The following is a 25845-nucleotide window of genomic DNA, read 5'->3' as shown; positions in this document are numbered from 1 at the left end:
GAAATTTGAGACTGTTGCCAAGTCATTACCCCGTTATTTGAAAAAGGACTCACAAGCAGTTTATTTCTAATCTATTTTATTTCGCTATCGTTTTTTTAGAAAACAGCGGTAAATGATTATCCATTGGACGACATGTCCAACCCCATCCTGGTTATCGCAGAAGAACGATAAACAATAGTTAAACTGTATTAAAAACACAGGCATTCGCGTGTAAACTGCACACTCTTCAGTCCCTATTATATACCTTTGAGGAGAAATTCAACCCAATAACTTTTAATCACTTAAACCATGAACAGTACTCGTATCAGCAAACTGATTCTTAGTTTACTATTTTTATGCCTGGCAACCACAGGCCGTGCACAAACCTTCCCTCGCCTGCTTTTGAGTGGGGATTATCCCGACCCGTCCATCATCAGGGAAGGAAAAGACTTCTACATGACAAACTCATCTTTCAATTACGCACCGGGACTGCTCATTTGGCACTCTACCGATTTGGTGAACTGGACCCCCATAGCCCGTGCACTCCATGCACTCGACGGTTCGGTCTACGCTCCAGACTTGGTGAAGTACAAAGGACGTTACTATATCTACTATCCTGCTGCCGGAGCCAACTATGTGGTCTATGCCGATGATATCCGAGGCCCGTGGAGCCAACCGGTGAAACTCGACCTGACGGGCATCGACCCTGGACATGTAGTGGGCGAAGACGGCAAACGGTATTTATATGTGGACAAAGGTGCCATAGCCCCGCTAAGCGACGACGGGCTGAAAGTGACGGGACCGAAAAAGACCGTCTACGAAGGTTGGCGGTTCCCCAAGGATTGGAAAACCGAAGGCAATGGCGACATGTTCCTCGAAGGCCCGAAACTGCTGCACAAGGACGGTTATTATTATATGGTATCGGCAGAAGGCGGCACCGCCGGACCGGCCACGAGTCACATGGTAGTCGTGGCACGTTCCAAAAGCGTGTTCGGCCCGTGGGAGAACTCCCCCTACAACCCTTTGGTGCATACCTACAATGCAAGCGACCCTTGGTGGTCGAAAGGACACGGTACGCTCATCGACGATGCCGAAGGGAACTGGTGGGTGGTGTACCATGCTTACGCACAAGGTTACCACACGTTGGGTCGCCAGACGCTGATAGACCCGGTGGAATGGACAGCCGACGGATGGGTCAAGCTGCGGCATGATGCCCGTCCGCTCCCGGCACAAGACCCTGAAAAACACGGACTGGAACTCTCCGATGACTTCACGGGCAAGCAACTCGGCCTGCAATGGACCTTTTGGAAGGAATACGCCCCCGAAAGCCTCTCATTCGGCAAGGACGGCATGAGCGTCAAAGCCAAAGGCAAGACTCCTACGGATGGACGTTTGCTTTTGACCACAGCCACAGACAAGAACTATGAGCTCACAACGGAAATCACCCTCGGAAAAGGGAACACGGGCGGTTTGCTCCTTTTCTATGACGAGAAGGCATACGCCGGTGTCGCTTCGGACGGAAAGACGCTCACGATATACCGCAACGGGGAAAAAGCCGAAACCATGCCGTCCGATTACCACAAGCATTTCTACCTCCGCCTGCTCAACCGTGCCAACCGCGTGACCCTCTCTGCCAGCAAGGACGGAAAGTCATGGAAGGAACTGGCCACGGATATCGACGTGTCGGGACTTCATCACAACAACTACGGTGGGTTCTATGCCCTCCGTCCTGCACTCCTGTCCGCAGGAAAAGGACGTACGACTTTCCGCAACTTCACCTACCGTGACGCCACACCGCAAGAAAAAGACATGGCGGCCTACCTTATGGTATTCCATCAGGACGAAGACCACTGCCTGCATGCAGCCATCAGCCGCGACGGTTATACGTTTACCGCCCTGAACGATGGCAAGCCCATTATTGCAGGCGATACAATCGCCGACCAGAAAGGTATCCGCGACCCGCATATCTACCGTGGCCCGGACGGCGGCTTCTACTTGGCCATGACCGACTTGCATATTTATGCACAACGCGAGGGTTACCGCGATACGGAATGGGAGCGCGACGGGAAAGCTTATGGTTGGGGAAACAACCGTGGCTTGGTGCTGATGAAATCGTTCGACCTCATCCATTGGACACGCACCAACATACGTTTCGACCAGATGTCCAAGGAATTTGCACAGATAGGTTGTGCTTGGGCACCGGAAACAGTCTATGACCCCGCCACAGGACGGATGATGATTTATTTCACCATGCGGTTCGGCAACGAGCAAAACAGGCTTTATTATGTCTACGTAAACCAAGATTTCAACCGTATCGAGAGTATTCCGCAAATCTTGTTTGAATACCCCTCTGGAGCGTCTGCCATCGACGGCGACATCACCCCGATATGGAACGAGGAGCGGCAAAAAATGGAATATCACCTGTTCTACGTGGCGCATGAATCCGGTTCGGGCATCAAACAGGCGGTTTCCGACCGTATCGACGGAAGCTACCGGTTCGACCCGCGTTGGATAGACTTTGAACCGGTGGCCTGTGAGGCACCTAACGTTTGGAAACGCATCGGTGAAAACAAATGGGTACTCATGTACGACATCTTCGGCATCAACCCGCACAACTTCGGCTTTGTGGAAACCTGTGACTTCGTACACTTCAAGAACTTGGGACGCTTCAACGAAGGCATAATGAAAACCACCAACTTCCGGTCGCCCAAGCACGGTGCCGTCATCCACCTGACAAAAGAAGAGGCGGACCGGCTCGAAGATTACTGGAATAATCAGAAACACTGAAAAATCCTCCTCCCTGCACAGGCTCTATCTCCATAGGTAAAACCATAACGGAACCGCCTGCGCAACCCAAGCCATGGAATACGGTTTTTCTCATTCGTCCGTATTCGTGGCTTTTTATTGTCTTAACCATCTTTAATATTAAAAAAATAAGTAATTCGCCGTCCTTATTCGTATATACATAAAGAGATTTATTATCATTACTTAATTTACACTTATGAACAATGACATGAAAAGCAAAAGGAAAAAACTCTGCATGCTGTTAGCTTCTTACTTCGTGGCATGTACCGGCACCGGGCTTTACGCACAGGAAGACGGGTTACGGCTGCACTTCGACTTCGAACAAGTAAACGGCACTTCCGTCACGGACGCTTCTACATCCGGCATCATAGCTTCGTTGAAAAACGGTGCCAAGGTGGAAGAAATGGGAAAATACCATGTGCTCAATTTGGGCAACCAGTCTGGTTATCTTGATTTGACCGAAAAAACAGGCGCCCTATTCAAAGAAATGGACTCCTATACAGTCTCCATGTACTACCGGGTAGACGAAAACGCCTCGCTTTCCGGCGCGGGATTCTTCCTTTGGTCCTTCTCCACATCCATGGCTTGCACCGCTTCTGAGGGGAAATATTCGGCCTACCGCTTGAACGCACAACGGTTTGCCAACTCCACAGGTGGTTATCAACACGAAACGGGTATTGAAATCGGAGGAGAATCGGAAAAAGGCCAGTGGATACACGTCCTTTATACACAAAACGGAAAGAACGGCACGCTTTATCTTAACGGTGTACGCAAAGGGTCAAACAGTTCGATGCCTGCCAACTCGGAAAACTTCAATGCCTCCATTCCTTACGTATGGATTGGACGTGCTCCTTTTTCCGCAGACAATTACTTGAAACAAACCCTCGTGAGCGACATCAGACTTTACGGCAAAGTATTGGGCACGGCGGAAATCAACGCCCTCTCACAAATCACCGAAGATTTGGAGCATGAATTCCGCTATGGTACCCCCGGCGATTTCACAGCCCTGCGAACCGCCATCCGGGAAGCAGAAGATTTCTTGGCCGGACATGCTGCAATTTATCCGGAAGCTGCCGTGGCGATTTACCTGGATGAAATCAACATGGCCAAAACCCTCGCTGAAGAAGGAAAAGTGAACCAAAACGTCATTGACAAACAAATCAAAGCCTTGGCCGCAGCACAGAACACGTTGAAAGCCACTGACGGATTTGAATTCGATGACGAGGATGTCGTGGAAGGCTATGATACGGATAAAGGATTCCGACATCCCGGTGCGCTCCACACCGATGAGGACTTTGAACGCATACGGCAACAGTTGAAGGACGGCAACGCAAAAATCATAGCCGCATACAATGTACTGAAAAACGCGGCTTATTCACAATCCAATGCCGCCACCTATCCCGTTGAAACCATTGTCCGTGGCGGAGGAGTAGGGGAAAACTATATCAACGCCGCACGTGGTGCCACCATCGCTTACCAGAATGCGCTTCGTTGGAAAATAGACAGGTCGGAAGAACACGCCCGCCACGCCGTAGACGTCCTTATGGCTTGGGCACGCACAACGAAAGCCATCGGCGGAGACTCCAATTATGCGTTGGCAGCCGGACTATACGGTTATGCTTTTGCCAACGCAGCCGAACTGGTACGCGACTACGAGGGTTGGAATGCAGAAGACTTTGCAGAGTTCAAACGATGGATGCTCAATGTGTGGTATCCTTCTTGTATAGGATTCCTACGTGGCCGAAACGGCACGTGGGAAAACTCCGGAGGATGGGGGAAGTGCCCTGGGCATTATTGGTCGAACTGGGGATTGTGCAACGTATTGGCCGTAATGAGCATCGGCATCCTTTGTGATGACGTGTTCCTTTATAACCAAGGCCTTTCTTTCTACAAATACGACCAAGTAGGTACTTTCGTAGACCCACGTACAGCCAACCCGATTTTGAATGACGGACTGACGGAATTCATAGGCAATCTGGTGGTCACGACACAAAATTCGGAGTTGGAAACAGGTGCGTACGGAAAATTGGGACAGATGCAGGAAAGCGGTCGCGACATCGGTCACGCTGCCATGGCTGCAGGATTGGCTGTGGATGTGGCACACATCGGATGGAACCAAGGAGACGACCTGTTTTCCTACATGGACAACCGTCTGGCCGCCGGCATCGAATATTTGGCGGCACAGACGCAAAGCGTGCCTAACCTGCCTTGGACCGACTATCATTATGCCGACCGGGGATTAGCTTGGTGGGACAACCGGTCGTGGCTACAAAAATCACCGGCACTGGGAGAACAAATTCGTCCGTACTGGGGCACCGTCATCGGACATTACGAGGGCATCAAAGGCGTGAAAATGCCTTTCTCTGAAATGGCTTACGAAAAAATGGGTATTGACGGAGGCGGACAGGGCAGTGTCAGCGGAGGATACGACCACATGGGCTATTCCGTGCTGATGAACACCCGAGACTTCGCACAACCTGACCAAGTGCCCACACCACTCACCCCTGTCATGGAATATAATGGAACAACAGTACCCCACAACGAACTTGGCGGGCTTACCAACACCTATGCCATAGCACCGACCAACGCCCTCCCGGTTGGCACTATCGTCACGCTGAAGCCCCAACTTCCGGTTGGCACGGCAGACACCGGGAAATGGAAATGGAACAACGGAGAGACATCCAAGGACATTACGATTGTGGCGAACAAGAGCGGTGTATGGCGCGTGACTTACACCAATGAAAAAGGCGTGGAAAGCGAACAGGCGTTCACCATTGCCGTAGCAGGAGATTGCGAAGAAAGCGACATTATACCTTTTATTACTGCCAATGGAAACAAATTGCAAACCCGCACGGTCAACATCCTATACGGCAACCCCGTAACCCTCGAAGTCCAAGCAAAGATGGGTTGGGGATATTACACATGGGAAAACGGAGCCACCGGTCCGTCCATCACTTTGCCGAACGTGACAACTAGCCGGAACGTATCCGTATTATTCATCGGACAAGGTGGACGGAAACAAAAGGTGACATTCCATATCAACGTGCAAATTGCCCGTCCGGACATCACTGTCAACGGAGGACGCTACACGGACTCCTCCATGGCCATAGTGGAACAAGGGGACAACGTGACCCTTTCTGTCACCCCATCCGACTTCATGGTGAACGGAAGTTACCTATGGAACGACGATTCGACAGGAGACGAACTTGTAATCAACGACATACAGACTTCCGGGACGTATAACCTTTCTTATACGGCAGGAAACCACTCCACCACCCTCAACTATCAAATTTATGTAAAAGACGACAATTACCGAACTATCCCGGTCGGCTATTATTATATCCGACACAGAGGATATGACACTTACCTGACCAACCATGGGAACGGCACGGTTCCATCCTTTGAACCGAAAGGAAGAGAAGAGAACAAAGCCCAACAATGGTATGTGGACAACAGACCGCCTTCCACAGCATGCGGTTTCATGTCTTTATTGGACCAAGCCTATCTGAAAGATGACGGGACATGGAAAACAACATCCACAAGGATGTTCCGCCTCAGCGGAGCCAAAGGCATAACACCTCTGGCCATACAGAAATCCGCACGATCGGGTAAAATATTCTGGAATGTGGACGAAAACGGGAACATAAATTTCGCTGCAACAGAAGAACCTAACGATTATCCTTTTGAATTTATTCCCATAGAAGGCAGCAGCATACCTGAGACCCAAACGGGAAACCATACCGTCATACGTAAACTCTACTATACATTAGACGGCATACGAACTACCAATTTGCAGAAAGGCATTTATATCCGACAGACACTGTTCAACGACGGCACCATGAAACAAGAAAAGATTGTCATTCGTTAGCGTTCCGTCTATCTGACAAGACACCCTCAAAAAGATACTCCTGAATCCATTTCGGTTCAAAAAAAGCCGTTGGTTCCAACGGTAAATGAAATAAAAAAATTATATTTGCATACCGAACGGAATATGAAAAAATGGATTTCTCTTTTTGGGGGTATTTTTGTGACGTTATGGCTCGCAAGCTGTAGCGCGGAAAGCAATGTGAAAAAGGGAGATAAATTCTATGCCATAGGAGAATACTTCGAAGCGGCAGCCGAATACCGTAAAGCCTATATGCGCACCAAACCCAAGGAACGCGCCAAGAGGGGCGAACGGGCCTACAAAGCTGCGGACTGCTACCGGCGCATCAATTATACTTCACGGGCCATCGGATCATACCAAAATGCAGCACGATACAACTACCCGGACAGCATCGTTTATTTTTATTTGGCTGAAATGCAACGCAAAAACGGCGATTATAAAAAGGCGTTGCAGAATTATGAGATTTACCTTCAGTACAAACCAAACGACGTATTGGCACGTCACGGACTACAGGGCTGTACCATGGCACCCATCTGGAAACAGAAACCGACACTGTATTCGATAAGGAAAGAACCGCTACTCAATGCCCGACGCTCGGACTATTGCCCGATGTTGGCAGGTGATGACATGGACATGCTGTATCTGACTTCCACACGCCCACAGGCAACAGGCAACGAACTGAGCGGCATTACGGGTATCAAGTCCGGTGATATCTTTATCTCCAGAAAAGACGATAAAGGGAAATGGCAGGTACCGGAACTGGTAGAATCCGAAGTAAACAGCGAATACGATGAAGGAGCCTGCGCCTTTTCGCCGGACGGCAAAACAATGTATTTCACCCGTTGCACGCATGACCCCGAATATCCACGATATGCACAAATTTATACCTCGGAACGCACGGATGCCAGTTGGAGTGCACCCAAATTATTGGAAATCACAAAAGACACTTTATCCTCCTTTGCCCATCCTACCGTATCGCCGGATGGCAGATGGCTGTATTTCGTCTCCGACATGCCGGGAGGATTAGGAGGCTTGGACATCTGGCGAATAGAAATAGGAGAACATGGATTAGGCGGAGTGGATAATCTCGGCGAACCCATCAATACTCCGGGGAATGAAATGTTCCCTTCATTCCGTCCGAACGGAGATTTGTATTTTTCCTCCGACGGACACGTTGGCATGGGCGGATTAGACTTATTCAAGGCCGAACAGGACAGTGCGGGTACATGGACCGTAGAAAACCTGAAATATCCGATGAACTCGCAAGGAGATGATTTTGCCATGACTTTTGACGGACTGCACAACCGGGGATTTTTCAGCACCAACCGGGGAGATGCCCGAGGGTGGGACCACATCATGAGTTTCGAATGCCCGGAAGTATTGCTTACGGTCAAAGGATGGGTCTACGAAAAAGACGGCTATGAACTGCCGGAAGGCCTGGTTTACATGGTGGGCAACGACGGGACAAACTTGAAACTGAGCGTGAAAGGAGACGGTTCTTTTACCCAAGAAATCCAACCCAATGTAGACTATGTATTCTTAGGTACGTGCAAGGGATTCCTGAACCATAAAGAACAACTGCGAGTGGACACTAGCAGCATAAGCAAAGAATACGTACTTCAGTTCGAACTGGCTTCCATCACAGCTCCCGTACTGGTAGACAATGTATTTTACGCCTTCGACAGTGCGGAACTCACGGACTCTTCTACTCTTGCACTGGACTCCCTCGTCACGCTCATGGAAGACAACCCGAACATCACGATTGAACTCAGCTCGCATTGCGACTACCGGGGAAGGGATGAATACAATATCCGCCTCTCCCAACGCCGGGCAGAATCAGTGGTGAAGTACCTGATAGCACACGGCGTCGCTACCGACCGCCTGACTCCCATCGGATATGGCGAGACACGCCCGAAAGTCATCCGCAAACGATTGACGGAACGGTACCCGTTCCTGCATGAGAACGACACATTGACGGAGGCTTTCATCAAAAAACTGCCAGAAGAACAGCAGGAAATCTGCAACGCCCTGAACCGCCGGACGGAATTCCGCGTCCTCCGTACCACTTACGGTTTGTTCGATACTCCGGAAACCCCGAAAAACAACACGGAGGCAAAAGAGCAGTAATCTTTTTCCTCATGCCTATTTCAACCCGAACTTTACCGGTAAAGAAAACAACACCCTGATTTGGCAGATTTCCCCTTCTTTTTCCACCACAAATTGCATATATACTCTTCCACTCGCTTCTTCAGATACACAAACTGGCGGATACTTTATATTTTTCGATAAGAAGGCCATACATGCCTTGTTTCCACACCGTCCCGTTGGCATAATACCACACCTTTTTTCGCTTTCCCCAAAACGCCTCCAACCCCCAAACTTTCAGAATCCACTCCTACAGACCGTTCTTTCACAATAACCCAATTTTGCGATTGCACACTTTGCAACCCCGCCATAAGCATCACAAGGAGACTCACAATAGTTTTCACCAAACACATATTCCTTCATTTCTAATCATAAAGCATACCCGACATGGAATGTCCCTGCCCGATATGCTTTATCGTTTAAGCCGGCATCAATGTGGAGATTTCCGTTTTCTCGCTTAAATGCTCCTTCAAAAAAGCCTTTATGCGAGCTATCAGATTCATACAACCATTACTCATCTCTTCATCCTGCGTCTGATAATCGAGATCGCCACACACGGAACCTACCAGATGTTCCTTCTCAGATGTACAATAATCCAAGAATAAGTGAATTTTATTCCAACTACTGTAATCCATAAAACGTGTCAGAAAGTTGCGCTGCCGTCCTTCCATAACCACGATAAAATCGGCCTGATTCAGTAAGTTGCCTACTTTATCAGGACCACTGCTTTCCGGAACCACACTTTCATGAGAAGTGACTCCCCACATGGCCATATCGGCGGACTCTACTTCAATATCCGGCACCTCTGCCTCTTGTATTTTCTTCTTAAAAAGATATTCTACAAAAGGTAACCTACAGGCGCACCCTGAACCGATAAATAAAATTTTCATAGTGCTGTATAGATTAAGTTAGACAATTAGACATCTACGGTGTGAGTAGAACTCTCATCGCTTCAATCCATTCACACTCTCAGGCTTTAAATATAGCATTTACAGAATAAAAAAGCAAGTAACAAGAGAGAAATATATTATTTTTTTAGTATTTTTCACTTTACTCTATTGATTTACGCCGTAAATCTCCTTTTAAACTATAAGTCGAAAGATAGCTTGTCCGTATTTTCCACTCCTGTGGATAAAGGTTATTGGCCCGTCCGCCTATATTTTTCACGAAACCGATCGGAGTGTCCTGAAACGTCAGCAACACGTAACCTTTAGGAGTGTCGGGAGGCAAGACAAGCACTTCTTTACGTAAATAGGGCACCGCCATGTCGTAGGAAACGGGGACAACCGGGAAAGCCGCACGATTCAAGTCGACGGACATCGCTAAAGCGTGAAGCGGAATATAGTCCTTCCCCTTTACCGTAGCCAACGGAACACCAACCTGCCATACTTTAACCGATTCTCTCAACAAGCCTATCTGACGGGAGAATGAAGCACGTATAGCCGTCCACACCGGTCCGTCGGAAACGAAATCAAAGGTATCGGCATGAAGCAACCATGACCGGCAGGAAGCAGGCAAAGCCGGAACGGAAGCTTGTACAGTACGTTTCTTTTTAGACTTCACACGCTCACTTTTATACCTGTCAGAGGACATCCCCCAATCCGAAACCCCTTCCTCACCATTTTTTCGTAAAACGGCCAAAAAGAAGCCTTCTCCACGAGTAAAACCGGGAATGAAATGGGCGACGGGAAAAAGCCTTTCCGCCTTCACCGTATCTTTTACAGAGGAGAGCGGAAGCAGGTTCCCCACGACTCCCCAACCCGGTTCCACATCAAGAGGAAGTATTTCCGCACCGAGTTCTTCGGCTATCCAAGCCACATTTTCCTCATCCTCTAAAGTATTCAGCGTACAAGTACTGTACACCAACAACCCACCAGGCTTCAACGAAGGCCATACGTCACGCAAAATCTCACGCTGACGGTCACGGCACATCCGGACAGCCGCCATACTCCAACCTGTCACGGCATCTTCTTCTTTTCGGAACATCCCCTCGCCGGAGCACGGCACATCGGTCACCAACAAGTCGAAAAAGGCTAGCAAACGGGCAAAATCCCTTGGATAACTGTTGGTCACTACCACGTCAGGATGTCCCCACTTCGTCAGATTCTCCAGTAAAACCTGAGCACGTGCCTTTACGGGTTCGTTGGCCACCAACAGACTACCCTCCGGCAGACACGAACGAATATGGGTAGACTTGCCGCCGGGTGCAGCACAAAGGTCGAGCGCTATCACCGGACGGGTTACATAACGGCATAAGACCTGCCCGAGAAACATGGAAGCAGCCTCTTGTACATAATAGGCACCGGCATGGAATAATGGATCGAATGTGAACGGAGGACGTTCGCTCAGGTAACCTCCTTCACCGGAAGCCCAAGGCACCGGGCCATCTCCCCCATTCAAATATTCCGTCGAAAGACCGGCCCATAAGGACTTGAACGGATTCAGCCTCACACTCACGGAAGGTTCTTCATCCAAAGCTTGGGCAAAACGTGCATAACGCTCCGTACCAAGCAAACGTAGGGCGTAGTCTTTAAACTCCTGAGATATATCCGATCGTGTCATGTCGTATCATTTTATGAGGATAAAAGTACGCAAAAAAAACGTGGCGAACAACAAAATCGGACGGATTTTAATTTGCTTCTGCGCTCGCCTTTCGCTATCTTTGTTCCCACGAAGATAGGATGCGGCTCGGCATAGCCAAACCAGAAAACTTTGTTTTCATTTGTCTCTGCACTCGCCTTTCGCTATCTTTGTACATTAAATCAAACCGCTTACCACATGAAACGCCCTATATTTCCCGTCATATGGCTTTGCCTTTTATGGGCTTGTCTCGCACAAAATATTGTCTTGGCACAAAATGGCATCACTGTCTACTCCGATACGGTGTCGGCTTTGGAAGACGTGGCCGACGATAGCACGTGGAGTTCTCCCCCATCGGTTTACTCCCACACATTTTCTCTCATGGACGATTTGGGAAACGAAGGAGTTTTGGACTTTTTATCCGGACTTCTCGGAATTGGCGGTGTGCTCTTTACAATACTTACCGTAATCCTGTTCCTCATTCCTGCCCTCCTCGTGCTTTTGGCCGTCTACCTGATATACCGTTCCCACCGCGAGAAGAACAGGAGGATAGAAAGAGCCGCGTATGACCCTGAAAGACGGACGATAGACGAAGATACGAGAAACCAAATGCTCAAACAATCTGCCATAAAGAACGCCTGTTGGGGGGTAGGGCTTATCGTCGTTGAATGGATCATCGACTTCACAGACTTGTTGTTCGTCGTGGGCGTAGTCATGCTCTGCATAGCCGCCAACGATTGGCTGACCACCCTTATCAATAAGAAAAAAAAATAAAACAATATTAAGAATGAAACAATATCTCGACCTGTTACATAGGATAATGGAAGAAGGCGTGGAGAAGAGCGACCGTACAGGTACGGGCACCCTCAGCGTATTCGGCCATCAGATGCGGTTCAACCTCGAAGAAGGATTTCCGCTGCTTACCACAAAGAAGTTACACCTGAAGTCCATCATCCATGAACTGCTCTGGTTCCTGCAAGGCGATACCAACGTGAAATATTTGCAGGAACACGGCGTAAGGATATGGAATGAATGGGCAGATGAAAACGGCGATCTGGGACATATTTACGGGTATCAGTGGCGTTCGTGGCCGGACTATAAAGGTGGATTCATAGACCAGATACAAGAGGCTGTGGATACCATCAGACACAATCCCGATTCACGCCGTATCATCGTCAGTGCATGGAACGTCGGCGACCTCGGGAACATGAACCTGCCTCCCTGCCATGCTTTTTTTCAGTTTTACGTAGCTAAAGGGAAATTGAGCCTTCAGCTTTACCAACGTAGTGCGGATACGTTTCTCGGTGTTCCCTTCAATATCGCATCATACGCCCTGTTGTTGATGATGATGGCACAGGTGACGGGACTGAAAGCAGGCGACTTCGTACACACGTTAGGAGACACACATATCTATAAGAACCATCTGGAACAAGTGAAACTGCAACTCACCCGGGAACCTCGTCCCCTGCCTCGCATGAGACTCAATCCGGACGTGAAAAGCATCTTCGACTTCAAGTTTGAAGACTTCACATTGGAAAACTATAACCCTTGGCCGCACATTGCCGGTGCGGTTTCCGTATAACCCTCTAACCATCCCGACATGATATCCATTATCGTAGCTATTGCACGCAACCGTGCCATCGGTTTTGAAAACCACTTGCTGTACCGGCTTCCCGACGACCTGAAGCGATTCAAGGCACTCACCACCGGACATACCATCATCATGGGGCGCAAGACGTTTGAATCCTTTCCCAAAGGAGCGTTGCCCAACCGGCGTAATATCGTGCTGAGCAGAAACAAAGCTGCCGTCTTCCCCGGTGCGGAAACATTCAGTAGCTTACAAGAGGCCCTGTCACATTGTAAGGAAGAAGAAGAGATATTCATCATCGGCGGTGAAAGCGTGTATCAAGAGGCCCTGCCACTCGCCCAGAAAATATATCTCACGGAAATAGAAGACACGCCCCAAGAAGCGGATGCTTTCTTCCCCCCTTTCGACATCCGGCTATGGGAACTCATACAAAGTTCTCGACATAATAGGGACGAGAAACATCAATATCCTTTCTCCTTCAAAGATTATCAGAGAAAGAGCCGCCATTGATACCCAGAAGAAATTCCGTCTCAAACGAAGAACCGTATAGAATACAAGACTTAAAAAGAAAAAAAGAGGTTGTCCGCCTTCCTGACGAGACCACCTCTTTTTCTTTTCTCCCAATTATTCTTCTTCCTCTACTTCCACATCCATATTCTCCGTGCCGCCCTTCTTGTGCTTTATTTCAGGAATCGGCATCTGCCGGTTAATTGCCTCATGAAAAGAAATAATGGTTTCAGAACGTTGCAAGCCTAAAGGCTGTAACTTATCATGGATGATACTCAACATGTGATGGTTGTTCCGGGCATAGATTTTGATAAACATGTCATAATCGCCTGTCGTATAATGGCATTCAACCACTTCCGGAATATTCCACAATTCCGCAACCACCCGGTCGAAATCCGAAGGATCTTTCAGAAAAAGCCCCACATAGGCACAAGTCTCGTAACCGATCCTTTCCGGATCCAACACGTATTGTGAACCTTTCAAGACTCCTAAGCGAGTCAACTTCTGTATGCGCTGATGAATCGCTGCACCAGACACGTGACAAGCACGGGCCACTTCCAAAAAAGGAATACGTGCGTTGTCAGCAATTAACTTTAGAATCTGCTCGTCAAGAGCATCCAAATTAGCAATCCCCATAATCTATTCGTTTATTTATTGCAAAAATAAAGAAAAAACAAAGACCTTGGTATAAATCCATAAAAAAAACGGTATTTTCATAATGAAAATACCGTTTTTTAATAATATCCTTCTATCAATTTCGCTTTGCTGCAGAATAATTGATTTTTAAGGCCCACGATTTTCTCAGCACCTGCTTGATGTCTGTTATAATACCCATCTGTGTACGCTGATCCACTTTCATGGAAACCACTTGGGCTGCTTGGTCTGTCATTCTTGTACGTTCCTCCGCAATAAAATCCATGACTTCTGCAGGTTCTGCAAAACGATCATTCAATTGGATACGCGTACCTGAACCCATAGCTGCGCGCAACTGGTCGGTTGGTGGTCCTACATAAATGAAGGACACAGCAGACTTCTTTTCCAATTTCTCCAGTTCCGTACCAGTAGGCACCGTAAACTTCACTTTCAAAGTCACTTCGCGCATGGTGGTAACAATCATGAAGAAGAACAAGATTGTAAAAATCAAGTCTGGAAGCGATGAAGTATTCAATTCTGGCATCTCACGGCTTCCACCTCTGCTAAATCTTCCCATCAGTCATTTCCTCCATAATTTTTAGGTTCTGCCTCAGAAATCTTCTGCGGATAATACTCACGAATTGCAGCTTGATGCTCATCATCCAGAGCACTGTAAACTCTTCCGAACTTAGCTTTGCTCAACTCATCACGCAACTCATTATAAGCTCGTACCAATTCATTCTGCACTTGGAAATACACATTATAGCTCGTACCACGGTCTGTCTGCACTGAAATCACATGCTTGTCTGTCACAGCGCATACCCCCAACAAAGGAATATTCTTGGCGTGCTTCTCTGGCATCGTCGCACTGTTGTTTTCATTCTTGACGAATTCTTTCACTTTATCACACAGCTGTGTAATCTCAATGAAATCACCCCCGCACATTAACTGCCCGGCAGCATTGACCTTGACCATCAACACATTTCTCTCTTTCACGTCTATCTGCGCCTCGTCTTGTTCATCTTCAGGAGGGGGCGGCAAACGTCTTGCCAATCCCGAATCCGTATCCATTGAAGTCGTTACGAGGAAGAAGATCAGCAATATGAAAGAAATATCCGCTGTTGAACTGGCGTTCAGTCCGGGTACTTTTCTTTTTTTTCTTGCCATTCCTTATCGTTTTAGACGTTTTTCTTATTTCTTTCTCTTCATTATACCGGACATGTTGAAAACCACAGCTACGGTAGTCAATAACAACATGATATAAATGGAAACCATAAACATATCGGTTACTGTCACCATTGTCGCTGAAGTCACGGTTCCATCAGCCGCTGTAAATTCAGTTTCGCCCATTCCGAGCACCCAACCGATAACCAAAGAAAGTACCAAAATCGCAAAAGACACAGCACTGATTTTAGCACCCGGCACACCGCTAATATCTCCACCCTTAGAGCCCATGGAAATTTTAACACCGCGGATGACACTCCAAAGAGCTAACAAACACGTCACAGCGAACATGCCGTACATCAACCACATCAATCCTTCCGTACAAACAGGAGCGTTATAATCTCCTACGGGATTATCATATCCATATCCGAAGAATGCCGCAAAAAACAATACGATGATTGCAAAGCAAGCATACAGGACATAATATGACGTCATATATTTCTTTGCTGCCATATTGCTAATTATTTTTTCAAGTTATACTTCATGCACATGTCAAGCAAAGAAATAGTAGCTTCTTCCATGTTAGAAGTGATTTCCTCAATTTTGGAAAGGATATAGTTATAGAATACCTGCAATACCAATGCAACAATAATACCGAAGATAGTTGTGATCAAGGCCACTTTCATACCACCTGCAACGACTGTCGGGGAGATATCACCTGCAGCCTGAATCTGGTCGAAGGCCATCACCATACCAATCACAGTACCCAAGAACCCGAGTGACGGTGCCATTGCAATAAACAAGGTAATCCAAGAACATCCTTTTTCCAAATAACCGGCCTGCACGGCACCGTATGCCGTAATAGAACGCTCTACATCCTCCACACCGTCATCGAAACGCATTAAGCCCTGATAGCAGATAGAAGCAATAGGACCGCGAGTGTTACGGCAAATCGTCTTTGCACCTTCAACATCACCTGCATTCAGTCTTTCCTCAATCTGAGCCATCAATTTCTTAGAATCGATTTCAGCCAAGCTCAAGTAAATGATACGTTCGATGCAGAAAGCCAAACCGAACACCAAGGCTATAGCAACCAATGACATGAAGCCAGCATCACCTTCGATAAACTTCGTCTTCAATTCCTTGTGGAAGCTTTCTTCTTCTACCGGTGCAACGGTTTCTTCCGTAGCATCCATTGCCTCAACAGCCGCCGTATCTACAGCAGCCGAGTCTACAGCCGCACTGTCTACCATAGTGGCAGCCGAATCCGATTCCGCAGCAGCGGCCTCGTCAGTCTGTGCCATCATGGCCTGAGTCGCACCGAATGCAAAAACTCCAAACATCGCAATAATTGCAAATAACTTTTTCATTGTGTGTCTAATTTTTTAAGATTAATATTAATTATTATTATTTCCTCGTTTATGTTTAGCGGAGAGAGGGGGATTCGAACCCCCGATACGCTTTAGGCGTATACACGCTTTCCAGGCGTGCCTCTTCAGCCACTCGAGCATCTCTCCTTCTCAAAACGGGCGCAAGTTACAAAAAAAAACGATATGCCTCCGTTTTCGAGTACAAAAATATTCTTTTTTTTCCGGACTACCACCATACTCAGCCCAAAAAGTTCGTCTCATCCTACAAAAAGTTTAATTTTAACCTTTCGACGGCTTCATTTACGGGCGCCTGAATAAATTTTCAACGCATTTTCGTACGTTTGTCCGGCAACCGTTTCCACCGGCAAACCGTAAACTTCCGCCACTTTCACCAACGTGTGCCGGATATATGCGCTTTCGTTCCTTTTGCCCCGGCGAGGAACCGGCGACAGATAAGGAGCATCGGTTTCCAACACCACCCGTTCTATTGGTATCTGCCGCAACACTTCCGGCAAGGCGGATTTTTTAAAAGTCAGCACACCATTGATACCTATCATGAATCCTTCGAATGAAAGCAACTCCCGCGCCTCTTCCGCCGTGCCGCCAAAGCTATGGAAAACTCCCCCAACCCCTCTCGTACGAAAAGGAGCGAGCACGTCCACCAGTTCTTTTTGTGCCGAACGGGAATGAATCATCAAAGGTAGCCCGTAGGCTAACGACCACTCCACTTGACAACGGAATGCTTCTTGTTGTTCCTTATAATAAGTACTATCCCAATAATAGTCCAATCCCACTTCGCCGATACCTATAAAAGGATGGCCGGCTTGCAGCAGTGCCTCCATACGCCCGAGCACCTCGCGATAATCTGCCCTCACTTCCGTGGGGTGAAGCCCCAACATCGGATAAAAAAAGCCCGGATGCCCCGTGCACAAGTCCAACATGGCAGGAATCGTCGACTCGTCTATGTTGGGGAGAAACACCTTTTCCACATCGTTCTGCAAGGCACGGGAAACCACCTCCTCCAAATCTCCGGCAAAAACCTCGTCAAACAAATGGGCATGCGTATCAATTATTCTCATCACCGACTTCCCCGCTCCTTCAAGACTTCCGATTCAACAAACTTTGCGCCATCTCCCACAAAGGTTCTTTCCGCTCCTCGGGTAAATTTACCTTGTCCAGAATTTCACGGGCCCGTTCATAATAAAAACGGATTTTCTCGTCACACAAGGCACGGATACCCATCTTGTCATATAATGCTGTCACTGCGGCTATCTTTTCTTCCGGGACATAAGTTCCTTCCTCTTTCTTCAGCCACTGTTCCAACCGTTCCCGGTCGGCAGGCAAAGCACGTCCCAACGCGTTAATCAGCATATAGGTCTTCTTGTTACACAGGATATCCCCTCCTATTTTCTTACCGAAAACCGCCGGGTCACCATATACGTCCAAATAATCGTCCTGCAACTGGAAAGCCAAGCCGAGGTTCTCGCCGAAACGATAAAGGAGTTCCGCATCCTGCCGGGGAGCGCCCCCCAACCATGCACCGATTTTCAGCGCGCAAGCCAACAACACGGACGTTTTCAAGCGAATCATTTCTATATATTCCTCTTCGCTGACATCCGCACGAGCCTCAAATTCCATATCGTATTGCTGCCCTTCTCCGATTTCGAGGGCAGTTTCCGTAAACAAACTCATAACGTCTCCCAGATGTTCCGCCGGACACCCCTGCTGCATGTAGCGGTAAGCCATGACCAACATGGAGTCCCCGCTCAATATCGCGGCATTGTCATCCCATTTCTTATGCACGGTAGCCATGCCCCGCCGCATATCGGCCCTATCCATCAAATCATCGTGCAGCAACGTATAATTATGATAAATTTCGATGGCCACGGCTTGGGAACCGATTTCCTTAACCTTTTCCTTATACAGGTTATAAGCCATCAGCATCAATACCGGCCGGATGCGTTTTCCTCCCATCGAAAGGACGTAACGAATCGGTTCGTAGAGTTCTGCAGGCTGACGCTCGAAAGACATTCCGGCTATCTCGCCGTTAATGTAGTCTAAAACTTCTTTCCAATTATACATAGGCTATGTTTCTCACAAAAGGAGGCTGCCGTGAGCAGCCTCCTTAATATTATACATCTTATATTATTGCAATCTGAACATCACCGGCAATGAGAATTTCACACGCACCGGTTTACCTCTCTGCTTACCAGGACTCCACTTCGGCATCATCTTCAACACGCGTTCTGCTTCCTTTGACAGATAAGGATCCGGACTGCGCACAATCTTGATATCCACAATGGAACCGTCCTTGTTCACCACGAACTGAGCGTATACACGTCCCTGAATACCTTGCTCCACACAAATAGGGGGATACTTGATGTTGTCGGACAACCACTTCATACAAGCTTCTTCACCACCGGGGAAACGAGGATTCTCCTCCACGATGTCATAAATCTGGTTTTCGTCCACTTCTTCCACCACAGGGCCTACCGGTCCCGTAGCCACGGCCGTTGTACCCGTACCCGGAGTCGTCACAATGGCTTGGTTCACTTCCTCGGAAGTTTCCACTTCCTCCTCCACCAATTCCGTTTCGTTGTCCACGATATTGATGATTTCAGCAATTTTCGGGGCCGCAGCCGGGGGGGGCGCCACCACTTCGGGCTGCTGCGTGATGGGAATCATGTCCTCCTCAATCGCCGCCGTGAATACAGGTTCCGTTTCAATAACCTTCTTGTCATGCTGTGTCCACTCGAATGCGACAAACATGGCCGAAAGAGCCAAGACAAAGCCCATCAGTAATCCGGTGCCTTTCTTGCCTTCGAGATCCGCGCTCAATGATTTTTTAATTTCCATATTATATTTAGCTTTTTACGTATTCTTCATGCAAGGGCAAAAGTAGCACATTTTTTTTATATACTCATGCGCTTCACCCCATTTTTTTTCCAATCTCACATTTTTTTTCGTTCTACACCCTAAATCGGACTTTTCCACGTTATATCTGCATAACGGTATCCCCATACGGAATTATTGCGCAAATATAATCAGATATTTCAGAAAATCCGTATCTTTGGCCACAAAATTCATTCCAGATGACGAAAAAGCTTATTTTAGCATTATATATCCTGCTTGCCGCCGCGTCACATGCCCAAGAAAGCAACTCCGTGTTCAACTTTTTGGAAATGCCCGTGTCCGCACATTCCACGGCTTTGGGCGGGCGCAACATCTCCCTGATAGAGGATGACGCGTCGCTCGTCTTCAGCAACCCCGCACTGCTCAGTTCCGTGAGCGACAAGACGCTGAATCTCAACTTCATGACTTACCTGCAAGGGTGTAACGTGGGGAGCGCGGCGTTTGTCAAGATATTGGGAGAACGTTCCACAATGGGCGTCACGGCACAATATGCCCACTACGGCACCATGGACGAAATCACGGCCGACAACGTCACCGTGGGCTCTTTCTCGGCCATGGACATGGCTTTGAGCGGAATGTATGCCTACAACCTGAACGACCGGTGGGCCGGTGGTGCCACGGGCAAGTTCATCTATTCGAAATACGGCGACTACTCATCCGTGGCACTGGCCGTAGACTTGGGCGTAAATTACTACAACGAGAATACGGATTTCTCGTTGTCGGCCGTAGCGCGCAACCTGGGCGGACAGGTAAAAGCATTCGGTGAAATCCACGAAAAACTGCCCTTTTCCATGCAAATCGGTTTTACGAAAGGATTCGACCACGCCCCATTCCGCGTGTCCGTCACCCTCGTAGACCTGACACGATGGGACAAGGATTACTATTTCGCATCTGGCGAAGAGTTGTCTACAGGCAAGATGCTCATGAACCATCTGGCAGCGGGCGTGGACTTCTTGCCTACCGACTACATGTACCTGTCCTTAGGTTACAATTTCCGGAAAGCCAACGAAATGAAAGCGGCAGGCTCTTCACACGCCGCCGGCCTCTGTGCCGGTGCGGGCATCCTGCTTTCCCGTTTCGGTTTCGGACTTGCATACGCCCAGTACCACCTGTCCGCCCCGTCTTTCGTCTTCAACGCGTCCTACCGCCTGTAAGGACAGCCAAGTCCCCATTTCAGCTTATACATTATTATAATATACAGAACGACATGAAAAAAATCACGATTGCCATAGACGGTTTTTCCTCTTGCGGGAAAAGCACGATGGCCAAAGATTTAGCTCGCGAAATAGGCTATATTTACATTGACAGCGGTGCCATGTACCGTGCCGTCACGCTCTACTGCCTCCGGCATGGGCTATTCCACGGAGACGAGGTAGACACCGACCACCTGAAAACCGCCCTTCCGCACCTGAACATCTCTTTCAAGCTCAATCCCGAGACAGGAAGGCCGCAAACCTATCTAGACGGGGCGTTGGTGGAAGACGACATCCGTACGCTAGCCGTATCGTCCAAAGTCAGCATCGTGGCTGCACTCGATTTCGTGCGCGAGGCCATGGTCAGCCTCCAACAACAGATGGGACGGGAAAAAGGTATCGTCATGGACGGACGGGACATCGGCACGACGGTGTTCCCCGATGCCGAACTCAAAATATTCGTGACCGCCTCTCCCGAAATCCGTGCCCGACGCCGCTATGACGAATTACAGGCCAAAGGGGAAGAAGGCAGTTACGAGGAAATCCTGGAAAACGTGAAAGAACGCGACCGGATAGACACAAGCCGCACCGTAAGTCCGCTCCGTAAGGCCGACGACGCCATAGAACTGGACAACAGCCACATGACGATTTCCGAACAAAAGGAATGGCTTGCAGCCCAGTTCCGAAAAGCTACCGAAGCGGAATAAAGAGTATTCTATAAAAATATGCGAACCATTGCATACCAACAAGATAAATCTGGATAAAAAATCTCCTGAGAATGAAACGATAACTTCAGCAAAACGGGAAAAGGGACTGTACGGCACAGTGCTTAAAGCTTAAAGGATTTTTACAAATGAAGATAGAGATAGACCAAGGGTCGGGTTTCTGCTTCGGCGTGACCCGCGCCATCAACAAGGCGGAAGAAGAGCTGGCACGGGGAGCCACGCTCTACTGTCTGGGCGACATCGTGCACAACGGCAAGGAATGCGACCGCCTGAAAAAGCTCGGCCTCATCACCATCGACCACGCCACGTTCTCGACCTTGCACCACGCCAAAGTGCTCTTGCGTGCCCACGGCGAGCCTCCGGCCACGTACGGGCAAGCCGAAACCAACGGGATTGAAATCATAGATGCGACCTGCCCTGTGGTACTTCATTTACAGGAACGCATCAAAAAGGAATACCAGGCGGGGGGCACGGAAAGCAAACAAATCGTCATCTACGGAAAGAACGGCCATGCCGAAGTGCTCGGTCTCGTGGGACAGACCGATGGCAAGGCCATCGTCATCGAATCGCCGGAAGAAGTGGACAAACTGGATTTCAACCGGGACATTTGCCTGTATTCGCAAACCACCAAACCGTTGGAGGGTTTCCGGAAAATCGTGGAATACATCGGCGCGCACATCTCTCCCACAGCCACCTTCCGTTACTACGACACCATTTGCCGCCAAGTGGCCAACCGTATGCCGCACATCCGCGATTTCGCCACACGCCACGATGTGATTCTCTTCGTGTGCGGCAAAAAGAGTTCCAACGGGAAGGTCTTGTATGACGAATGCCGGAGCGTGAACCCGCGCTCGTATTTGGTAGATGCCGCGTCGGAGATTGATTTCGTCTGGTTGGAGGACTGTCGTTCGGTAGGCATCTGCGGGGCCACGTCCACTCCGAAGTGGCTGATGGAGGAATGCGCCGAAGTCATCCGGAAGCGGATGCAACCGTAAACACACAGGACGGGGCTTCCTGTCCATAATAAAAACAGCCGGGACGGATGCCACACATCTGTCCCGGCTGTTTTCTACGCGCCATCTCCGCTCACCGGAGCGAGGCGAAATATTCATCGAGCAACTGTTTGGCTGCCACGAAAGAGGTTTGCCGTCCCGACAACACCATGGCTTCGGCTTCGGCCAGACGGGATACAATTTGTCCGTTCTGGAAAAAACTGTTGCGCAACTGCTCGTTGATGGTCTCATACATCCAGTATTTGGACTGCTCGTTGCGCCGGTGTTCAAAATATCCGTTCCCTTTCACAAAATCCATATAGCGGTACACCATGTCCCAAATCTCCTTCACGCCCAAATTGTAAAAGCCGGAATAGGTCAGCACTTGTGGTGCCCACCCGCTTTCAGGAGCCGGGAACAAGTGCAACGCATTGCGGAACTGCGTAGCGGCCAACTGGCACTTGTCCACGTTGTTCCCGTCACATTTGTTGATGACGATGCCATCGGCCATCTCCATGATCCCGCGTTTGATGCCTTGCAACTCATCTCCCGTACCGGCCAACTGGATGAGCAGGAAGAAGTCTACCATGGAATGACAGGCCGTTTCACTCTGTCCCACGCCCACCGTCTCCACGAAAATCTTGTCGAAACCGGCGGCCTCGCACAGGATGATCGTCTCACGCGTCTTGCGGGCCACGCCACCTAACGAACCGGCCGAGGGACTGGGACGGATAAAAGAGTCAGGATGCACGGCCAGTTTCTCCATACGGGTCTTGTCGCCCAAAATGCTCCCTTTGCTTCGCTCGCTGCTCGGATCGATGGCCAACACGGCCAATTTGCCTCCGTACTCCTGCAACACATGGATACCGAAAGCGTCGATACTCGTACTTTTCCCGGCACCGGGCACCCCGCTGATGCCCACGCGAATGGAACGCCCGGCATGGGGCAGGCACTTTTCTATCACTTCCTGCGCCACGGCCTGATGGGCGGGGTTCGTACTTTCTACCAACGTCACGGCCCGGCCGAGCACCGTCACGTCCCCTTTCAGGATGCCTTCCACATAATCCCCTGCCGACATCTGCCGATGCCGGTACCGGCCACGCTTCAGGTAGGGGTTCACAATCGAAGGTTGGGCTACGCCGCTGTTCACGGTCAGCCCCTTATATTCCGCACTATTCTCAGGATGTTCCATAGCCGTCATCTTTATTGCTTCACGTTTACGGTAATAATCTCTTTCGAGCGGGCCGGGTCGTTCGTAATCAACAACACGCGCGGGCTGCTCTTCACTTTATTCAGATATTTAGCCAACACCGTGACTTTCAGCTTCGCCGTCTCGCCCGGCTCGATATTCCGGTCGCTCAACCCCACAGCCAAAGCTTTATTGAAGACTTGCAAAGTCCGGATTTCGAGCGTACGCTTGCCCTTATTGCTCACAAGGACTGTCATAGACTTCTTGCGCTTCCGTCCCAGTTCGCCCATGTCCAATGTGTCGGCGGAAAGCTCCATGTGAGGTGCCTGTTCCCTGTCTTTCGCCGACAAGGACGAAAAGTCGGGCAACAACACGGAAGAAACCGTAATCTCATTGTCTTCCGACACCTTGTCGCCCACCTTACGGGCCAAGTAGATGGAAGTCTGCGTCAACCCCATCTGATGCAACTTCTCACTGTCCAACGTAAGCATAATCTTGCCGATACGCCCGCCGCTCAACGTCTCCGGGAAATACTGTGCCGAGAGATAAGAGGGCAAGTGCATCAGATAAGGCTTGTAGCTCTTGCGGCCTAAATTGACGATTTGCAGTTCCACCATCGGATGGTCTCCTCGGTTCACGTTGTCAAATTCTATATTATTGATATTCAATCGCACATTACCCAAATCGATGGGAAAAGAGCCTGAATAGTCGGACAGTTTAGACACCACGCGCCCTTGTATATGCAGATAAACCGGCTCGTCCGAAGCATTGGTGTACACCTCAAGGTCTTTCTGGAAAACGCCTAGCATCTTGGCATCATATACCGCCGTAATCGTACCTTCCGCTCCGGGGGCTATCAGCTCGCGCGTCCAGTCCACGGCCGTACAGCCGCATGAAGGGATGACTTCCGTGATACTCAACGGGTCAGTCCCCGTGTTGCGCAACGTAAAGTTTACTTTAGAAGGCAGTTGAAACATAATCTCACCCATGTTGGCCACATCGCGGTCTATGGCAAGCCGGGGTTGTGCCCACACGGCTCCCGCCAGTATCATTCCCCAAACGCTCAGGAAGGTTCTTTTCACAGACATATTCGTACTTTCATTTTGAGACAAAGATAAGAAAAACGGCCCCATCCCACAAGGAAGGAACCGTTTTTTTCAAGGTTTCACCGGAGCTAACGTACGCAAGGCGGCTTCCATACGGCGCACCAGGTCGCGTTTGTTCGTATCGGGCGAATAAATAAACCCTTCCGTCACCAACAAACGCCCCTGCGCAGAGTCGGGATATGCCAACGACACGAAAGGACCGCCGAGCGCCCCTTTGCGCATCTCCCACAGACCGCGCATCTCATATACCTGACGCCCGTCGGCCAACTGAACAGACCGTTGTACCACCAACGGTTCGCCGTTTTCACGTGTGGTGGTCATCCAGTTCTCGGGTGTCGAACCGGGAATATTCCGTTTCATGACCGAATCACGCAGATCTACCCACCGTTTGGTCAACAACATGCTGCTGTCTGCCAACGGAAGACTGTAGCACACATAGTTCATGTCTTGTGTCTGACGGTCTGACGAAGCCCAGATAAACTGTTCCCCTTTTTTGACCTTGGCGATATCTGCCGGCACCTTCACCGTATAGCCGAAAAGTTCCCGCGACGCGTCATCCACAACCTTGCTGTACTTTTTCTTCAAACGCGCTGCTTCCCACTGCATTTCCGAAGCAAGGAACAAATCGGTTATCTGCTCCCGATGGGTCATCAGAAAACGGTTGAGCGAAGCCACATCCCGCGCCTTGATGTTCACATAAGTCTGCGGTACGGCTTTCACATTATACGCCACTCCCATTTCCACCCCATCGGCTTGAGGGTCCTCACGCACCTCGATGATATTACGCATCGTGGAGTATTGCCCCGAATAATTTTCCGGGAATATCCGCATCATCCGGAACATGGGTTCGTACTGCGACAAGCCGGGCACACTGCCTTTCAGCACATCTTCCAACGAATCACGGGCACTCGTTTTCCAAAGCGAAGCATCTACAATCAGCAACAGCTCCCCCGGCAGTCCCTTGGATGGCCCCAACGGGGCTTTCTTTTCCCCACCGCCACAGGCGAGACACATACACGCCACGCAAAGTGCTAAAATCCCTTGCCTCCAAAAACTTTTCTTCTTCATAT

The 25845-nt window shown here is 49.3% G+C and carries 22 protein-coding genes and 1 tRNA gene; 9 read left to right on the top strand and 14 right to left on the bottom strand.

Annotated features, from left to right (window positions below):
• Window positions 1–288: 288 nt before the first annotated feature.
• From AC5RDV_RS00680 to porE, 3 genes are all read left to right on the top strand, one after another.
• The gene (locus tag AC5RDV_RS00680; RefSeq protein ID WP_008629890.1) at window positions 289–2766 is read left to right on the top strand and encodes a family 43 glycosylhydrolase; all 2478 of its coding nucleotides are present in this window, start codon (window positions 289–291) and stop codon (window positions 2764–2766) included.
• A gap of 226 nt (window positions 2767–2992) precedes the next feature.
• Window positions 2993–6652: a LamG-like jellyroll fold domain-containing protein gene (locus tag AC5RDV_RS00675; protein WP_282747510.1), complete on the top strand. Its 3660-nt coding sequence runs from the start codon at window positions 2993–2995 to the stop codon at window positions 6650–6652.
• Window positions 6653–6775: 123 nt separating this feature from the next.
• Window positions 6776–8797, top strand: coding sequence for a PorE family type IX secretion system protein (gene porE / locus AC5RDV_RS00670; protein ID WP_282747511.1), 2022 nt, complete (start codon window positions 6776–6778; stop codon window positions 8795–8797).
• Between the two features lie 437 nt (window positions 8798–9234).
• Here the strand turns inward: porE and AC5RDV_RS00665 are convergent, their stop codons facing one another.
• Both AC5RDV_RS00665 and AC5RDV_RS00660 read right to left on the bottom strand, forming a co-directional pair.
• Window positions 9235–9705: an arsenate reductase/protein-tyrosine-phosphatase family protein gene (locus AC5RDV_RS00665; protein ID WP_008629870.1), complete on the bottom strand. Its 471-nt coding sequence runs from the start codon at window positions 9703–9705 to the stop codon at window positions 9235–9237.
• 160 nt (window positions 9706–9865) lie between these two features.
• Window positions 9866–11377 (bottom strand): methyltransferase RsmF C-terminal domain-like protein, encoded by a 1512-nt coding sequence (locus AC5RDV_RS00660; protein ID WP_282747512.1) that lies wholly within the window; start codon window positions 11375–11377, stop codon window positions 9866–9868.
• Window positions 11378–11593: 216 nt separating this feature from the next.
• Here AC5RDV_RS00660 and AC5RDV_RS00655 point away from each other — a divergent pair, with 216 nt between their 5' ends.
• Genes AC5RDV_RS00655 through AC5RDV_RS00645 form a run of 3 tightly spaced genes read left to right on the top strand, consistent with a single transcriptional unit; the run spans window position 11594 to window position 13493 of the window.
• On the top strand, window positions 11594–12169 hold the full coding sequence (locus AC5RDV_RS00655; protein ID WP_008629868.1) for a DUF6249 domain-containing protein: 576 nt from the start codon (window positions 11594–11596) through the stop codon (window positions 12167–12169).
• Between the two features lie 13 nt (window positions 12170–12182).
• The gene (locus AC5RDV_RS00650) at window positions 12183–12977 is read left to right on the top strand and encodes a thymidylate synthase (protein ID WP_008629867.1); all 795 of its coding nucleotides are present in this window, start codon (window positions 12183–12185) and stop codon (window positions 12975–12977) included.
• A gap of 18 nt (window positions 12978–12995) precedes the next feature.
• Complete coding sequence (locus tag AC5RDV_RS00645; RefSeq protein WP_276786904.1) at window positions 12996–13493, top strand: dihydrofolate reductase; 498 nt, start codon at window positions 12996–12998, stop codon at window positions 13491–13493.
• Between the two features lie 114 nt (window positions 13494–13607).
• Here the strand turns inward: AC5RDV_RS00645 and AC5RDV_RS00640 are convergent, their stop codons facing one another.
• The 9 genes from AC5RDV_RS00640 to AC5RDV_RS00600 all read right to left on the bottom strand — a co-directional run bounded on the left by AC5RDV_RS00640 (window position 13608) and on the right by AC5RDV_RS00600 (window position 19513).
• Window positions 13608–14126 (bottom strand): Lrp/AsnC family transcriptional regulator, encoded by a 519-nt coding sequence (locus tag AC5RDV_RS00640; RefSeq protein ID WP_008629865.1) that lies wholly within the window; start codon window positions 14124–14126, stop codon window positions 13608–13610.
• A gap of 115 nt (window positions 14127–14241) precedes the next feature.
• Window positions 14242–14700 (bottom strand): ExbD/TolR family protein, encoded by a 459-nt coding sequence (locus AC5RDV_RS00635; protein ID WP_008629864.1) that lies wholly within the window; start codon window positions 14698–14700, stop codon window positions 14242–14244.
• On the bottom strand, window positions 14700–15290 hold the full coding sequence (locus AC5RDV_RS00630; RefSeq protein ID WP_008629863.1) for an ExbD/TolR family protein: 591 nt from the start codon (window positions 15288–15290) through the stop codon (window positions 14700–14702). The genes AC5RDV_RS00635 and AC5RDV_RS00630 overlap by 1 nt, the downstream gene beginning before the upstream one ends.
• 24 nt (window positions 15291–15314) lie before the next feature.
• Window positions 15315–15800: a hypothetical protein gene (locus AC5RDV_RS00625; protein WP_008629862.1), complete on the bottom strand. Its 486-nt coding sequence runs from the start codon at window positions 15798–15800 to the stop codon at window positions 15315–15317.
• Window positions 15801–15808: 8 nt separating this feature from the next.
• Window positions 15809–16657 (bottom strand): MotA/TolQ/ExbB proton channel family protein, encoded by an 849-nt coding sequence (locus AC5RDV_RS00620; protein ID WP_008629860.1) that lies wholly within the window; start codon window positions 16655–16657, stop codon window positions 15809–15811.
• Window positions 16658–16716: 59 nt separating this feature from the next.
• Window positions 16717–16804 (bottom strand) — tRNA-Ser (locus tag AC5RDV_RS00615).
• Between the two features lie 149 nt (window positions 16805–16953).
• The gene (locus AC5RDV_RS00610; RefSeq protein WP_008629858.1) at window positions 16954–17736 is read right to left on the bottom strand and encodes a TatD family hydrolase; all 783 of its coding nucleotides are present in this window, start codon (window positions 17734–17736) and stop codon (window positions 16954–16956) included.
• A gap of 19 nt (window positions 17737–17755) precedes the next feature.
• Complete coding sequence (locus AC5RDV_RS00605; RefSeq protein WP_282747515.1) at window positions 17756–18739, bottom strand: polyprenyl synthetase family protein; 984 nt, start codon at window positions 18737–18739, stop codon at window positions 17756–17758.
• Window positions 18740–18802: 63 nt separating this feature from the next.
• Window positions 18803–19513, bottom strand: coding sequence for an energy transducer TonB (locus AC5RDV_RS00600; RefSeq protein WP_008618667.1), 711 nt, complete (start codon window positions 19511–19513; stop codon window positions 18803–18805).
• A 236-nt stretch (window positions 19514–19749) separates the two neighbouring features.
• Here AC5RDV_RS00600 and porQ point away from each other — a divergent pair, with 236 nt between their 5' ends.
• The 3 genes from porQ to AC5RDV_RS00585 all read left to right on the top strand — a co-directional run bounded on the left by porQ (window position 19750) and on the right by AC5RDV_RS00585 (window position 22483).
• Window positions 19750–20724, top strand: a complete 975-nt coding sequence (gene porQ, locus AC5RDV_RS00595; RefSeq protein WP_008629851.1) for a type IX secretion system protein PorQ — start codon at window positions 19750–19752, stop codon at window positions 20722–20724.
• Window positions 20725–20777: 53 nt separating this feature from the next.
• Window positions 20778–21470 (top strand): (d)CMP kinase, encoded by a 693-nt coding sequence (gene cmk, locus AC5RDV_RS00590; protein ID WP_008629837.1) that lies wholly within the window; start codon window positions 20778–20780, stop codon window positions 21468–21470.
• A gap of 146 nt (window positions 21471–21616) precedes the next feature.
• Window positions 21617–22483, top strand: coding sequence for a 4-hydroxy-3-methylbut-2-enyl diphosphate reductase (locus AC5RDV_RS00585; RefSeq protein ID WP_282747518.1), 867 nt, complete (start codon window positions 21617–21619; stop codon window positions 22481–22483).
• 91 nt (window positions 22484–22574) lie between these two features.
• On the opposite strand, the gene meaB is transcribed toward AC5RDV_RS00585, so the two are convergent.
• The 3 genes from meaB to AC5RDV_RS00570 all read right to left on the bottom strand — a co-directional run bounded on the left by meaB (window position 22575) and on the right by AC5RDV_RS00570 (window position 25843).
• Window positions 22575–23672, bottom strand: coding sequence for a methylmalonyl Co-A mutase-associated GTPase MeaB (gene meaB, locus AC5RDV_RS00580; protein WP_282747519.1), 1098 nt, complete (start codon window positions 23670–23672; stop codon window positions 22575–22577).
• A gap of 11 nt (window positions 23673–23683) precedes the next feature.
• The gene (locus AC5RDV_RS00575; RefSeq protein ID WP_040603201.1) at window positions 23684–24757 is read right to left on the bottom strand and encodes a DUF1573 domain-containing protein; all 1074 of its coding nucleotides are present in this window, start codon (window positions 24755–24757) and stop codon (window positions 23684–23686) included.
• A 69-nt stretch (window positions 24758–24826) separates the two neighbouring features.
• Entirely contained in the window at window positions 24827–25843 is a 1017-nt protein-coding gene (locus AC5RDV_RS00570; protein WP_282747522.1) for a DUF4837 family protein, read from the bottom strand.
• Window positions 25844–25845: the final 2 nt, after the last annotated feature.

This window comes from Paraprevotella sp. (assembly GCF_986071375.1).
The sequence above is the reverse complement of the archived record's forward strand: the minus strand, read 5'-3'. Positions and strand labels throughout refer to the sequence as shown.

Bases quoted from the DNA above. Each gene is read 5' to 3' on its own strand.
- AC5RDV_RS00680 (WP_008629890.1), top strand. From the start codon at position 289: ATGAACAGTACTCGTATCAGCAAACTGATTCTTAGTTTACTATTTTTA.
- AC5RDV_RS00675 (WP_282747510.1), top strand. From the start codon at position 2,993: ATGAAAAGCAAAAGGAAAAAACTCTGCATGCTGTTAGCTTCTTACTTC.
- porE (WP_282747511.1), top strand. From the start codon at position 6,776: ATGAAAAAATGGATTTCTCTTTTTGGGGGTATTTTTGTGACGTTATGG.
- AC5RDV_RS00665 (WP_008629870.1), bottom strand. From the start codon at position 9,705: ATGAAAATTTTATTTATCGGTTCAGGGTGCGCCTGTAGGTTACCTTTT.
- AC5RDV_RS00660 (WP_282747512.1), bottom strand. From the start codon at position 11,377: ATGACACGATCGGATATATCTCAGGAGTTTAAAGACTACGCCCTACGT.
- AC5RDV_RS00655 (WP_008629868.1), top strand. From the start codon at position 11,594: ATGAAACGCCCTATATTTCCCGTCATATGGCTTTGCCTTTTATGGGCT.
- AC5RDV_RS00650 (WP_008629867.1), top strand. From the start codon at position 12,183: ATGAAACAATATCTCGACCTGTTACATAGGATAATGGAAGAAGGCGTG.
- AC5RDV_RS00645 (WP_276786904.1), top strand. From the start codon at position 12,996: ATGATATCCATTATCGTAGCTATTGCACGCAACCGTGCCATCGGTTTT.
- AC5RDV_RS00640 (WP_008629865.1), bottom strand. From the start codon at position 14,126: ATGGGGATTGCTAATTTGGATGCTCTTGACGAGCAGATTCTAAAGTTA.
- AC5RDV_RS00635 (WP_008629864.1), bottom strand. From the start codon at position 14,700: ATGGGAAGATTTAGCAGAGGTGGAAGCCGTGAGATGCCAGAATTGAAT.
- AC5RDV_RS00630 (WP_008629863.1), bottom strand. From the start codon at position 15,290: ATGGCAAGAAAAAAAAGAAAAGTACCCGGACTGAACGCCAGTTCAACA.
- AC5RDV_RS00625 (WP_008629862.1), bottom strand. From the start codon at position 15,800: ATGGCAGCAAAGAAATATATGACGTCATATTATGTCCTGTATGCTTGC.
- AC5RDV_RS00620 (WP_008629860.1), bottom strand. From the start codon at position 16,657: ATGAAAAAGTTATTTGCAATTATTGCGATGTTTGGAGTTTTTGCATTC.
- AC5RDV_RS00610 (WP_008629858.1), bottom strand. From the start codon at position 17,736: ATGAGAATAATTGATACGCATGCCCATTTGTTTGACGAGGTTTTTGCC.
- AC5RDV_RS00605 (WP_282747515.1), bottom strand. From the start codon at position 18,739: ATGTATAATTGGAAAGAAGTTTTAGACTACATTAACGGCGAGATAGCC.
- AC5RDV_RS00600 (WP_008618667.1), bottom strand. From the start codon at position 19,513: ATGGAAATTAAAAAATCATTGAGCGCGGATCTCGAAGGCAAGAAAGGC.
- porQ (WP_008629851.1), top strand. From the start codon at position 19,750: ATGACGAAAAAGCTTATTTTAGCATTATATATCCTGCTTGCCGCCGCG.
- cmk (WP_008629837.1), top strand. From the start codon at position 20,778: ATGAAAAAAATCACGATTGCCATAGACGGTTTTTCCTCTTGCGGGAAA.
- AC5RDV_RS00585 (WP_282747518.1), top strand. From the start codon at position 21,617: ATGAAGATAGAGATAGACCAAGGGTCGGGTTTCTGCTTCGGCGTGACC.
- meaB (WP_282747519.1), bottom strand. From the start codon at position 23,672: ATGGAACATCCTGAGAATAGTGCGGAATATAAGGGGCTGACCGTGAAC.
- AC5RDV_RS00575 (WP_040603201.1), bottom strand. From the start codon at position 24,757: ATGTCTGTGAAAAGAACCTTCCTGAGCGTTTGGGGAATGATACTGGCG.
- AC5RDV_RS00570 (WP_282747522.1), bottom strand. From the start codon at position 25,843: ATGAAGAAGAAAAGTTTTTGGAGGCAAGGGATTTTAGCACTTTGCGTG.